The organism is Burkholderia cepacia, from assembly GCF_001039005.1.
GTDB classification, from domain to species: Bacteria; Pseudomonadota; Gammaproteobacteria; order Burkholderiales; family Burkholderiaceae; genus Burkholderia; species Burkholderia theae.
Genome location: NZ_LDWR01000058.1, coordinates 1 through 12,667, shown reverse-complemented (window position 1 = coordinate 12,667; position 12,667 = coordinate 1). Strand labels below are relative to the sequence as shown.

13 protein-coding genes are annotated in these 12,667 nt (G+C 69.7%); 12 read left to right on the top strand and 1 reads right to left on the bottom strand.

The window, feature by feature from the left end:
- The first annotated feature begins 745 nt into the window (after positions 1–745).
- From VL15_RS30345 to VL15_RS30290, 12 genes are all read left to right on the top strand, one after another.
- The gene (locus VL15_RS30345) at positions 746–928 is read left to right on the top strand and encodes a Flp family type IVb pilin (RefSeq protein ID WP_048250404.1); all 183 of its coding nucleotides are present in this window, start codon (positions 746–748) and stop codon (positions 926–928) included.
- A gap of 89 nt (positions 929–1,017) precedes the next feature.
- Positions 1,018–1,497, top strand: a complete 480-nt coding sequence (locus VL15_RS30340; protein ID WP_048250403.1) for an A24 family peptidase — start codon at positions 1,018–1,020, stop codon at positions 1,495–1,497.
- Positions 1,498–1,515: 18 nt separating this feature from the next.
- Entirely contained in the window at positions 1,516–2,532 is a 1,017-nt protein-coding gene (gene cpaB / locus VL15_RS30335; RefSeq protein WP_048250401.1) for a Flp pilus assembly protein CpaB, read from the top strand.
- A gap of 62 nt (positions 2,533–2,594) precedes the next feature.
- A complete protein-coding gene (locus tag VL15_RS30330; RefSeq protein ID WP_048250400.1) occupies positions 2,595–3,977 on the top strand; it encodes a type II and III secretion system protein family protein in 1,383 nt (460 codons plus the stop codon).
- A gap of 13 nt (positions 3,978–3,990) precedes the next feature.
- Complete coding sequence (locus VL15_RS30325) at positions 3,991–4,374, top strand: CpaD family pilus assembly lipoprotein (RefSeq protein WP_048250399.1); 384 nt, start codon at positions 3,991–3,993, stop codon at positions 4,372–4,374.
- Positions 4,375–4,396: 22 nt separating this feature from the next.
- Positions 4,397–5,620, top strand: coding sequence for an AAA family ATPase (locus VL15_RS30320; RefSeq protein WP_048250398.1), 1,224 nt, complete (start codon positions 4,397–4,399; stop codon positions 5,618–5,620).
- Complete coding sequence (locus VL15_RS30315; protein ID WP_048250396.1) at positions 5,617–7,026, top strand: CpaF family protein; 1,410 nt, start codon at positions 5,617–5,619, stop codon at positions 7,024–7,026. The genes VL15_RS30320 and VL15_RS30315 overlap by 4 nt, the downstream gene beginning before the upstream one ends.
- The gene (locus VL15_RS30310) at positions 7,023–8,000 is read left to right on the top strand and encodes a type II secretion system F family protein (RefSeq protein ID WP_048250395.1); all 978 of its coding nucleotides are present in this window, start codon (positions 7,023–7,025) and stop codon (positions 7,998–8,000) included. Before VL15_RS30315 ends, VL15_RS30310 begins: the two co-directional genes overlap by 4 nt.
- Positions 7,997–8,941: a type II secretion system F family protein gene (locus VL15_RS30305; protein WP_048250394.1), complete on the top strand. Its 945-nt coding sequence runs from the start codon at positions 7,997–7,999 to the stop codon at positions 8,939–8,941. Before VL15_RS30310 ends, VL15_RS30305 begins: the two co-directional genes overlap by 4 nt.
- On the top strand, positions 8,938–9,798 hold the full coding sequence (locus VL15_RS30300; RefSeq protein ID WP_048250393.1) for a tetratricopeptide repeat protein: 861 nt from the start codon (positions 8,938–8,940) through the stop codon (positions 9,796–9,798). The genes VL15_RS30305 and VL15_RS30300 overlap by 4 nt, the downstream gene beginning before the upstream one ends.
- Positions 9,795–10,223, top strand: coding sequence for a TadE/TadG family type IV pilus assembly protein (locus tag VL15_RS30295; RefSeq protein WP_048250391.1), 429 nt, complete (start codon positions 9,795–9,797; stop codon positions 10,221–10,223). The genes VL15_RS30300 and VL15_RS30295 overlap by 4 nt, the downstream gene beginning before the upstream one ends.
- The gene (locus VL15_RS30290) at positions 10,216–11,256 is read left to right on the top strand and encodes a TadG family pilus assembly protein (RefSeq protein ID WP_048250390.1); all 1,041 of its coding nucleotides are present in this window, start codon (positions 10,216–10,218) and stop codon (positions 11,254–11,256) included. The genes VL15_RS30295 and VL15_RS30290 overlap by 8 nt, the downstream gene beginning before the upstream one ends.
- Here VL15_RS30290 and VL15_RS30285 read toward each other — a convergent pair.
- A complete protein-coding gene (locus VL15_RS30285) occupies positions 11,220–12,482 on the bottom strand; it encodes a glycosyltransferase family 87 protein (protein ID WP_048250389.1) in 1,263 nt (420 codons plus the stop codon). The genes VL15_RS30290 and VL15_RS30285 overlap by 37 nt on opposite strands.
- Positions 12,483–12,667 lie beyond the last annotated feature (185 nt).

Genomic DNA, 12,667 nt, shown 5'->3' with positions numbered 1-12,667 from the left:
TGGCGGGTTGCCGGGCCGGGTGCGCCGTTTTATGAGGACGGCAAGCGGATTCGCGTATACGGGGTAATCGTTCAGGATTCCGATTGTATTTGTCGACGTCATTCGATAATCGGGAAAGCGTCGATCCAGGAATTCATGAAATGACTAGGTCACGGATTCGCATGCCGATCGACCGGCGAATCCGGGCGGTGAAATTGGCATCAGGTGGTTAAAAAAATGATCCGGACTCGTCGTTTTCGCCGGATAGAGGCCGCATGAAACGGCACTCACAGCCCGATCCGGCATACCGGAAAATAGAATGCAAATGGCTTGTAAGCCAGGCGCCAAATGACGCATCGCAATAGTCGAAATGTTTGCCTCGGAATCTGAATCATGCGGCATGTCACGAGAAAGAATTTCGATAGATGACCGGTATGAATTTCATTGTTTCAGGGCGCTACCCATAAATACATTCCGACGCTAAATTATTTGAAATCGTCCGAAAAATTGTCTATACCCTAGACGAATCAACGCGGTCGGCATCGTGCCGACACGGCGCACAACAGATGTGCGAATGAAACGATCGATGCCGTCGTTGCATGCCGCACGTCGTAGTGATCGAGTGGACTTCGAGGGTGCGAACGGCCTGATGCCAGGGCCGTCCGTAAGAGTCGCGAATGGGCGAGTGCCATGTACCGCATGGCGGACCCATGCAGCGTCTTTGCGTTCAACGGTCGATCATCGACCCCGTCACACGGAGGTTGCCATGCTGCAATACGTCAAGTCCCTGCTGCGTGATGAACGTGGCGTCAGCTCGCTCGAATATGCGGTGCTGGCCGGCATCGTCGTGGTCGCGCTGGCGGCAGTCGGCGTGATCCTCAGCAGCACTTCCGGTGGCTTGCCGAGCGTGTTCACGGCGTTGATCTCGAAGGTGACGAGCCTGATCTGATCCCCTGAACCCGCGCGCCGCCGACGAACACACGGATCCGCAGCGGTAGAACGTATCCAGCCGGGGGCGCGCCGACGGACGGCTCTCCCATGCTCATTCTTGTGCAGTCGGTGGCCACGGTCGTGCTGGCGTCGCTCGCGGCGCAGGACCTGCGCGATCGTCGCCTGTCCAATCGCGCGGTGCTGGCGTTCGCGATGCTGTATTTCGTCGCGGCGGCGTTCTCGCACGAAGGCCTTGCGCTGCTCGCCGGCCACGTGGCGACCGCCGCGGCGATGCTGCTGATGTTCGGCGGCTTGCGCCACGCGGGATGGATCGGCGGCGGCGACGTCAAGCTGGCGGCGGCGGTGTTCCTGTGGGCCGGCCCGACGCTGGCGCTCGCGGTGTTGACGATCGTCGGCGTGGCGGGTGCCCTGTGCGGCCTCGCCGCGCTCGCGGCCATCGCGTGGCAGCGTCGCGCGGCGCCCGCCCATGCATTCGCCGTGCGCGGTGTGCCATACGGCGTCGCGCTCGCGTTCGGCGGTGCGCTCGCTGTCTGGGTGCCGTCTCCGTACACGGTTTCGCTTATCTAGCCGGGGACGCACGCCGCCATGCCCAAACCTCTGAGAATGGCCGTGCTGATCGTCGCTGCCGGCATCGGTGCGTTCATCCTGCGCGAACTGTACGTCGCCGCGTCGACGACGTCGGCACCCGGCGATGCGGATCAGGCGCGCGTGCGCGTCGCGGCCGCCGATCTGCCGGAAGGGCTGCTGCTGCGCGACAACGATCTCGGCTGGAAGCGCATGCCGCGCGCGCAGGTGCCGCCCGGTGCGTTCGTCGAGTCGCAGCCGGGTGCCGATCTGAAGGGCGCGCTGCTGCGCAACCGCGTCAGTGCCGGCACGGCGATCCGCACGGACAACGTGATTCCGGCCGGCGCGCCGGATTTCCTCGCGGCCGCGCTGCAGCCGGGCATGCGCGCGATCTCGGTGCCGGTCGACGACGTGTCGGGTAACGCGGGGCTGATCCAGCCGGGCGACTTCGTCGACGTGGTGCTCACGCAGCAGATCGGCGGCTCGGCGACGTCGCCCGGCACCTTCGAAGCGGAGACGGTCGTGCGGCGCGCGCGCGTGCTCGCGGTCGGCTCGGAGTTCCAGCGGGCGAAGGCCCCCGCAAGCGCGCCGGACGCAACGGCGCGCGCGCGCACGGTCACGCTCGAGGTCGCGCCGCGCACCGCGCAGGTCGTGCTGGTCGCGACGCGCCTCGGCTCGCTGTCGCTCGCGCTGCGCAGCTTCGCGACCAGCGACCGGTTGCAACCGGCGGGGGGCGACGAGCAGGAGCCGGACACGCAGCCGGTGTGGGCAGGCGACGTGTCGCGTGCAGCCCGCGAGGCTGCGCGCGTGCCGTCCGCCCGGACGGAGGCCGGCGGCGCGCGCGCGACAGGGCAGGACAACACAGTCGTGATCTATCGCGGATCGTCGATCGATGACGGGTCGCGCGGCGGCGGCACCGGCACACCGGGCCTGCCGCCGTTGCCGTCCGGCATGCCGGGGCTGCCGGCGCTGCCGGGCGGCGGCAACGTCGCGGCGGATGCGACGGCGCAACTGCCGCGGGTGGCGGTGCCGCAATGACGGGTGGACGGATCGGGACGGCCGGCCGCCGGCCGGCATGTGACGGGATGACGGGAACACGCATGGTGCGCATGATTCGTTGGTTCGCTCTCTGGTGCCTGGCCGGCGTCGCCGCGCCCGGCATCGCGTTCGCGCAGGGCGCACGCACGCCGGACGCGGGCGCGGTGCTGTCGATCGCGACCGGCAAGGGCGAGATGCTGTCTCTGCCCGAGCCCGCGATCGCGATGTTCGTCGCCGATCCGGCGATTGCCGACATCCAGGTGCCGTCGCCGCGCACCGTGTTCGTGTTCGGAAAGAAGGCCGGCACGACCACGCTGATCGCGCTCGGCGCGAACCACCGGACGATCCTGCGCAGGACGGTGATCGTGCAGGTCGACACGGCGTCGCTTCAGGCGGTGCTCGACGGCCGTTTTCCGCAGCTGAAGCTGTCGGTGTCCGGCGCACCCGGCTCGCTGATGGTGTCGGGCAAGGTGCCGAGCGCGGCCGACGCGGACGCCGTGATGCAGTCGCTCGCGCCGTACCTGCACGACAAGGAAAGCATCGTCAACCGGCTCACGCTGTCGCGCCCGATCCAGGTGAACCTGCGCGTGCGGGTGACCGAGGTGAGCCGCAACGTCACGCAGCAGCTCGGCATCAACTGGAGCGCGCTCGGCGGCGCCGGCAATTTCGTCGGCGGGCTGTTCAACGGGCGCACGCTGTTCGATCCGACGAACGGCCTGTTCAACCTGTCGCCGACGGGCGCGTTTTCGGTGCTCGGCGGGTTCCGCGCGGGACGCTGGTCGATCGACGTCGTGCTCGATGCGCTCGACCAGGAGGGCCTGATCACGATGCTCGCGGAACCGAACCTCACCGCGATGTCCGGCGAGACCGCGAGCTTTCTCGCGGGCGGCGAGATTCCGATCCCGGTCGCGCAGGCGGGCACGTCGTCCGGTGCGATCACGGTCGAGTTCAAGCCGTTCGGCGTGTCGCTCGACTTCACGCCGACCGTGCTCGCCGACAACCGGATCAGCCTGAAGGTGCGGCCGGAGGTGAGCGAGGTCGACCCGAACAACAGCGTGACGACCGGCGGCGTCAAGATCCCCGGGCTGACCGTGCGGCGCGTCGAGACGACGGTCGAGCTGTCGAGCGGGCAGAGCTTCGCGATCGGCGGGCTGCTGCAGAGCCAGACGGCCGACACCGTGTCGCAGATCCCGGGGCTCGGCCGGCTGCCGATCATCGGCCGGCTGTTTTCGTCGAAGAACTTCCAGGACAGCAAGACCGAGGTGGTCGTGATCGTGACGCCGTACATCGTGCAGCCGGCCGGGCCCGGCCAGCTCGAGCAGGCGATCGACACCGTCGCGCGGCCGAGCAGCGATCTGGAGTTCGCGGTGCAGCACGAGCTGGGGCTCGACCTGCTGTCGGGCGACACGCCGCGCCTCGTCGGCGCCGCGGGCTTCGTGTACTGAATCGGAGGCGCCCATGCGAGTTCGAACCGCTGTCCTGACACTCCTGCCACTGACGCTGGCGGGCTGCATGTCGGCGCCGCCGCCGCTGAGCCTTCCCGACGCGCGGTCGATCGGCTTCGACGGCGTGCAGGCGGTGCCGCCCGACTGCGCGAAGCTGATGCAGCCGTCGCATCTCGTCGACGCGGGCTTCGGGCGGCCGGGTGTGCCGTTCGGCTGCGCGACCTACACGAACCTCGCGACCATGCTCGCGCGGCCGCAGGATCTCGTCGCGCCCGTGCCGTACGGCGGCGCCGACGCGGAGGTCGCCGCCGGCGCGGTGCGCCGCTACGTCGAGGATCGCGTGAAGCAGCCGACCCCCGGCAAGACGCTGACGACGACCGGCTCGCCCGGCCATTGAACCGATTTCCGCTGCCATCGCGATGCCGCCCATGAACGTCCTCGAACGCCAGAATGCGAAGCGCGCCGTGTCCGCCGGCGCGACGGATCTCGTCGCGGTCGTGTCCGATCCGGGCAGCGAGGACGTGATCCGGCGCGTCGCGCAGGATTTGTCGATCGCGCGTGCGCACCTGCAGACGGGCACCTGCGACGACGCGATCCGGTTGCTGCAGCAGCAGGAGCGCTCGCCGCGCCAGCTGGTCATCGACGTGTCGGATTCGGTGCTGCCGGTATCGGACCTGATGCGGCTCGCCGATGTGTGCGATCCGTCGGTGCGGGTCGTCGCGATCGGCACGCAGAACGACGTCGGGCTGTTTCGCAATCTGCTCGGCATCGGCGTGCAGGACTACATCGTCAAGCCGCTGACCGTCGAGCTGATGCGGCGCGCGCTGACGGCGACGGAATCGGTCGTGCAGGTGCGCACCGGCAAGATCGTCAGCTTCGTCGGCGCACGCGGCGGCGTCGGCACGACGACCATCGCGGTGAGCCTCGCGCGCTGCCTGACGGGCGAGAAGCGCCGCCGCGTCGCGTATATCGACCTGAACCTGCATGGCGGCGGCGCGAACTCGATGCTCGGGCTGTCCAGCAACAACGGGCTGGTCGAGTTGCTGAACATGGAGCAGCGCCCCGACGACGCGCTGTTCGACCGCATGTTCGTCACGAAGGGCGACCGCCTGCACGTGCTGTCGGCCGAGCTCGCGTACGGCGCCGACGTGCCGCTGAGCGACGGGGCGATCGCGCGGCTGGTCGACATGCTGAAGGACCGCTTCCACTACGTGTTGTTCGATGTCGGCAGCGGCGCCGGCAAGCTGCTCGAGGATGCGCTCGAGGTGTCCGATCTCGCCTACGTCGTCGCCGACCGCTCGGTGCACGCCGCGTACGAATCCGCGCGGCTCGCGCGCTTCGTGCAGGAGCTGCCGGGCGAGCGGCAGCTGTCGATGGTGCTGAACAATCCGCTCGCGCCGGTCGCGGGCCGGGTCGAGCGGGCCGATTTCGCGGAGGCGTTCGGCGGCGCGACGCTGCGCGAGCTGCCGCACGAGCCGCAGACGCTCGCGGTCGCCGAGAACCTCGGCGAGCCGATCGAAGGCGCAAAGCTCCATGGCTTCCTGGACGGGATCCTGCAGCTCGCGAACGGCATCACCGGCGAACCGATGGCCATCGCGGCACCCTGGTACGCGCGCTTCGTCAAGTGGAGGAAAGGATCGTGACGTTCGGCAACCGCAACCGGCCGCCGCCGGACCCCGCGCCGGCCGTGGCGCCCGTGGCGCCCACGGCACCGCGCGAGCCGGCGCCGACGGTCGCGCCCGCGCCGCCGCCGACACGCGCGCCCGCGGCCGCCGACACCCACGAGGCGCTGATCCGCTCCGGCAAGTTCGACGCGATCCGCACCGCGGTGTTCGCGTCGATGAACATGTCGGCGGCGCTGATGAAGACGCGCGACGAGGTGCGCGCAGGCATCGAGCAGGTGGCGGCGCACACGGTCGAGCGCGAGCGCCTGAAGATCACGGCCGGCGAGCAGGTGCTGATCGTCGATGCGATCCTGAACGACATGTTCGGCGTCGGGCCGATCGAGCCGCTGCTCGCCGACGAAACGGTCACCGACATCCTCGTCAACGGGCCCGACCAGGTCTACGTCGAGCGCGCGGGCCGGCTCGAGCTCACGTCGCTGAAGTTTCGCGACGACGCGCACGTGACGAGCGTTGCGCAGCGGATCGCGGCGGCGGTGGGCCGGCGCGTCGACGAGAGCAGCCCAATGGTCGACGCGCGGCTCGCCGACGGCAGCCGCGTGAACGTCGTGCTGCCGCCGATCGCGATGCGCGGCCCGTCGATCTCGATCCGCAAGTTCGCGAAGCGCGACATCACGCTCGCGCGGATGGCGCATCAAGGCAACATCTCGCATCCGATGCTGCAACTGCTGAAGGTGGCGTGTTCGTGCCGGCTGAACATCGTGATCTCGGGCGGCACCGGCTCGGGCAAGACGACGCTGCTCAACGCGCTGTCGCAGCACATCGAGCAGCACGAACGGGTCGTGACGATCGAGGACGCGGCCGAACTGCAGCTGCAGCAGCCGCACGTCGTCAGTCTCGAGACGCGGCCGGAGAATACCGAGGGGCTCGGCGGCATCTCGCAGCGCGACCTCGTGCGCAACGCGCTGCGGATGCGGCCCGACCGCATCATCCTCGGCGAGATTCGCGGCCCGGAGGCGTTCGACGTGCTGCAGGCGATGAATACCGGCCACGACGGCTCGATGACGACGATCCATGCGAACTCGCCGCGCGACGCGATCAGCCGGCTCGAGAGCATGGTGATGATGGCAAACGCGAACCTGCAGTTGCTGTCGATCCGGCGCCAGATCGCGAGTGCCGTGCACCTGTTCGTGCAGATCGAGCGGATGCGCGACGGCGTGCGGCGCGTCACGCGGATCACCGAGATCGTCGGGATGGAGGGCGAGGTGGTCATCACGCAGGACCTGTTCGCATTCCGCCAGGAAGGCGACACGACACGCGACGCGGTCAAGGGCGTGTTCGATGCGTCGTCGCTGCGGCCGGCGTTCGCGGCGCGTGCCGCGTACTACGGCCAGGAGGATGCGCTCGCCGAGGTATTCCGGCCATGAGGGCCGCCGACCTGTTCGCGGTGTGCGCGTTCGTCGTGATCCTCGGGATCGGGCTCGCGCTGTCGTCGCTGCTGGAGCGCGCGCGCCACACACCCGCGCGGCGCATTCGCGAGCGGATGCGGCGCCTGTCGCCGTTGCTCGCGGGCCGCGATGCGGGTGCGGCCGACGGGTCCGGCGTCGCGCTGTTCAACCTCGAACGCCGGCAAAACCGCGTGCGCACGTGGCTGCAGCGCTACGTGACACGCGTGCGGGCGGTGGGCGGCGACGGCGGCATGCGGATCGTCGTCGCCAGCACGGTGGCCGGCGCGATCGCGGCGATCGTCGCGGTCAAGCTGATCGGGCCGCCGGGCGTGCTGCGCCCGCTGATCTATATCGGGCTGCCGCTGGTCGCGATGCGCGCCAGCTACCGTGCACTGGTCGAGCGTTTCCGGGTGCGCTTTCTCGAGGCATTCCCGGACGCGATCGACCTGATCGTGCGGGCCGTGCGCGCGGGCATTCCGGTTACGCTGGCGATCAGCACGGTCGGCGACAGCGCGGCCGAGCCGGTGCGTTCGACGTTCCGCACGATGGGCGACAGCCTGCAGGTGGGCGCGGATCTCAAGGATGTGCTCACGCACGCGGCGGACCGGTTGATGATCGCGGACTTTTCGTTCTTCGCCGTCTACCTGTTGCTGCAGCGCGAAACCGGCGGCAGCCTCGGCGAGACGCTCGACGAACTGTCGAGCATCATCCGCACGCGCCGCGACATCCGCCTGAAGACCCGCGCGCTGACCGCCGAAGGGCGGATCACGACGAAGATCATTTCGGCGGTGCCGTTCGTGATGATCGGCGCGCTGTTCCTCGTGAATCGCGCCTACGTGATGCTGCTGTTCACGACGCACGCCGGCAACACGATGCTGACGATCGCCGCCGGGCTGCTGACGGTGGGCTTGCTGACGATCCGCAAGATCTCGCGACTGGATACCGCACGATGACGATATCGATGCTGGCCGCCCGTGGCCTTGAACTGCTGCTGTTGCTCGCCTGCGTCGGCGTGGCGCTTGCCAGGCCAGGCGGCGGCACGCGCCGGCGCATCGCCGCGCGCGTGCAGCAGGCGGCCGGACAGCGCGCGCCGTCGCCGTCGGCGGGGCTGCTGCAGCCGGGCGATGTCCGCCAGGGCCTGACGCGCCGACTCGCGCTGCTCGGCGAGCGGCTGCCGGTGCTCGACCCGATGCAGCGCGTGAAGCTCGGCCTGCAATTGGCGCGCGCGGGTTTTCGCGAGCGCCGCGCGGTGTCGTCGATGATCGGGATCAAGCTGAGCTGCGGCGTGTTGTTCGCGGGCGTCGCGATCGTGTTCAGCCCGTTCATCCCGCGCTTCGGCGAATACTTCGTGATCCGCGCGCTGGCGATGGTCGCCGCGTTCGTGATCGGCGTGATCGTGCCCGAGTACGTACTCGGCGCGATGATCCGGCGGCGGCGGCGGATCATTGCCGCGTGCTTTCCGGACGCGCTCGACCTGCTCGTGATCTGCACGATGGCCGGCAATAGTCTCGCGTCCGGCGTCCGGCGCGTCGCGCACGAGCTGGCGCGCATCTGCCCGCCGCTTGCCGACGAGCTGACGGTGTGCGCGGACGAGCTCACGCTCAGCGGCGACGTGTCCGCGACGCTCACGCACTTCGCGACGCGCGTCGATTTCGCGTCGGCGCGCTCGCTCGCGACGACGCTCACGCAGTCGCAACGGTTCGGCACGCCGATCACGCGGGCGCTGCGAACGCTGTCGCGTACCGAGCGCACCGAGCAGATCGTCGCGCTCGAGGAAAAGGCCGCGAAGCTCGCGCCGAAGATCACGCTGCCGATGATGTTGTTCATCCTGCCGACGGTCTGCCTGATCGCGGCGGGCCCTGCGGCGATCCGCCTGCTCGAGGTATTCAAGTGACACGATCCGTCATACGCGCGCTCGCGTTCGCGGCCGTGCTGCCGGTGCTGGCCGGTGGCTGCGGCGCGCCGGGCGTCCAGACGCGGCCGGTGCTGTCGCACAAGAGCGACGATCCGCAGGCCGAACTGCGCATCGCGGACAGCGCGCTCGCCGGCGGCAACGTCGATCTCGCGTCGACGCTGTACGAGAAGGTGCTCGCGAAGCATCCCGATTCGCTCGCGGCGCAACTGGGGCTCGGCGACGTCAACTATCGCACCGGCAACCTGGAGCGCGCGCGGATCCTCTACGAGGAAGCGCAGCGGCAGTCGCCCGCGGAGCTCGGCCCACAGCTCGGGCTCGCGCGCGTCGCGTTGCGGCAGCGCCGGCTCGACGAGGCCGCGCAGCGCTATCGCGACCTGCTGGCCGCGCAGCCGAACCATCCGCTCGCGGCGGAAGGACTCGGCACCGTGCTCGACCTGCAGGGGCGCCATGCCGATGCGCAGGCCGTGTATCGCGACGCGTTGCGCGCGCACCCGGACGCGCAGGGGCTGCGCATCGACCTCGGGCTGTCGCTCGTGCTGGGTAATCGGCCGCGCGAGGGCGTGAACGTGCTGCTCGACGTCGCGGGGCTGCCCGATGCGCCGTGGCAGGCGCGCCAGAACCTCGCGTTCGCGTATGGCGTGCTCGGCAATACCGATTCGGCGAAGAAGCTGCTGTCCGCGGATCTGCCCGCGTCGGCAGTGGCCGACAACCTGCGCTTCTACCAGGCAGTGCGCGCACGGCTCGCGTCGCGCGGGGCAGCAGGCGGCGCGCCGCCGCTGTCGGGCGCGGCGCTGGAGTCGGACGTCGCGCCGCCGGGAGCGGGGGCCGCAAAATGACACGCCGGACGACGGGCGCTCGCCGCGCGCGCGGCGTCGTGTCCCTCGAGTTCGTGCTGATGCTGCCGTTCCTGCTGATGGTGCTGATCGGCATCATCGATACGAGCCTGATCCTGTGCGACAAGGCCGTCATCACGAACGCAAGCCGCGAGGCCGCGCGCGCCGGCGTCGTGCTGCGCGTGCCGATGCTGACCACGACGCAGGTCGCCAGCGTCGCGCAGAACTATATGCAGAACAGCCTGATCACGGGCGGCACCGCGACGACGCCGGCCGTGACCGTGACGCAGGCGAACGGCACGACGTCGGGCACCGCGCTGACGGTGACGGTGACCTACACGTATTCGGGGATGGTGCTCGGTTCCGCGTTCAGCGCGCTGACCGGCCCGGTGACGGTCTCGGCCACGTCGGTGATGCTCTATGAATGACGCACGCGGCTCGCGGCACGTCGCGCTTGCACGGCAGCGCGGTTCGGTCGCGCTGTTCTTCCTGTTGTTCCTGATCCCGTTGCTGTCGTTCGGCGCGCTGGCGATCGACATCGCGTGGGTGGCCACCGTGCGCAACCAGTTGCAGAACGCCGCCGACGCGGCCGCGCTCGCGGGGGCCGACGCGATGATGTCGTCGAGCGGCGGCGCGGTGAACTGGTCGCAGGCCGCGTCGGCGGCGGACGGCGTGATCGCGCGGAATTCGGCGGCCGGTGCCGCGCTGTCGTCCGGCACGGTGGCCACCGGGTACTGGAACATGACGCGGAGCCCCGCGGGCATGCAGGCGACGACCATCACGCCCGGCGTGTACGACGTGCCGGCCGTGCAGGTCACCGTGTCGCGCGCGCCGGGCGTGAACGGCGGCTCGATTCCGCTGCTGCTCGGCGGGCTGCTGGGGATTCCCGGCGCGTCCGGCAGCGCGACCGCGGTGGCGGTGCTGGCCGCGCCGGGCGGGGTGGCGGCCGGCGGGCTGTTCCCGGTCGCGATCGATCAGTGCATCTACAACCAGTACTGGAATGCGGCGACCAACCAGCCGCTGATCAATCCGCTGACGGGCTTGCCGTACGAGTTCACGATCACGAACGGCCAGACCTATGGCTTGCTGTGCATGGGCGGGCAGTGGACATCGTTCCAGTCGACGGCGACCGATACGACGACGATTGCGGGGCTGATGGCGACCGGCAATCCGACGACGCTGAGCATCGGCGACAGCATCAACCTCGCGACCGGCTCGAAGACGGCGCTTTACTCGTCGGTGCCGGTCGGCACGACGGTGGTGCTGCCGGTCGTCACGCAGACGTCGAGCAACACCACCGTGCCGATCGTCGCGTTCGCGGCGTTCCACATCGACGTGTCGCTCGGCGGCTCGTCCAAGTACATCCAGGGCCACTTCGTCGCCGGCGTGAAGCTGACCGGCGTCGCGACCGGCGTCGGGCCGTACTACGGCGTGTACGTGCCGCCGCGGCTCGCGTTGTGAGCGCCGGACCGCGCGCGGCGCAGTAGTACGAACAGCGCCCCCAGCGTCACGACTGGTCCGACCTGCGGCGCGTTGAGCCACGGGTTCAGGTATTCGACGAGCGGCAGTGCCCACATCAGCGCGATCATGGTCTGCTCGCCGCGCAGCCAGCCGTCGCGCCAGCCGATCGCCAGCATGCAGGCGATCGCGAGGCCGAGCCACGCGAGCTCGTAGTGCCACACGTACGGGTTCGCCACGAGCGTCGCGGCCGCCAGCACCGCCACGCGCAAGCGGGTGTCACGCGTGCGTGCCCACACGATGCACGCGGCCGCGATCGCGATCGCAGCGACGCAGGCGTGCGCCGCATACGCGGCGCCGAGCGGCAGGCCGGCGAGGCGGAACGCCGCGAACGGCGTCGGCGACGCGAACCAGAACGCCACGCGATGCTCGAGAATCAGCGATCGCGCGAGCCCCGTGCTGGCGGCGAACAGGCGCAGCGACTCGACGCCGCACACCAGCACGCTCAACGCGCCGAACGCGGCGGTGGCGAGCGCGGCCCACGCGATCGTGCGCCAGGCGCGTGCGGCGATCAGCACGAACGGGAACAGCAGCGCCATCTGCGGCTTGACCGACAGCAGGCCGATGCAGAGGCCGGCCCACATCGGCCGCCGGTCGGCCCAGTAGACGGCCAGCGCCGCGCACGCAGCGGTCAGGAACGCGTTTTGCCCGAGCATCGCGGTGACGAACACGCAGGGGGCGGCGACCAGCGCACACGCGCCGACGCGCAGCACGCCGGGCGTCGCGCCGAGGCCCGAGACGCGCCACGCGGCGAACCCGAACACGACGATGCCGAACGCGACGAACAGCGGATAGCCGATCGCGAAAGGCAGTAATGCGAGCGGCGTCACGAGCAGCAGGTAGGTGGGCGGGTACAGCCAGGCGACGAAGCCTTCGCCGCGGAAATACGGGAACAACGCGGCCGACAGCCGCGAGAAGGTCGGGAGATCGTACGCTTGCCATGGCGCGCCGTGCAGCATCACGTACGACGCCGACCAGAACACCGCGTAGTCCGCACCCGGGCGCTTGATGGCGGTGCCCGGCGCGTAGCGGATCACGTACGCCCAGATCGCCAGGAACAGCGCGTAGAACACGAGCACGAACGCGCTGTACGTGACGACGCGTCGGGGTGTCAGCCACGGGCGGACGGGGTGTTCCGCCGAGCGCATCGATTGCCGGGGAATGTCCATGCGCCGCGTGCCGGTTATTTGACGGAGATTCGCTTGGCGGCGTGGCCGGCTGCCACGGGCGCCACCGGCCGGCGGCGGGCCGCGTGCACACGCTTGAGCGGGAACTGCAGCAGCTTCGACGCCGGATGCACGGCGGCATCCCGCTCGGCGCGGTAACGACGCAGCACCAGATAGACCGGTCGCTG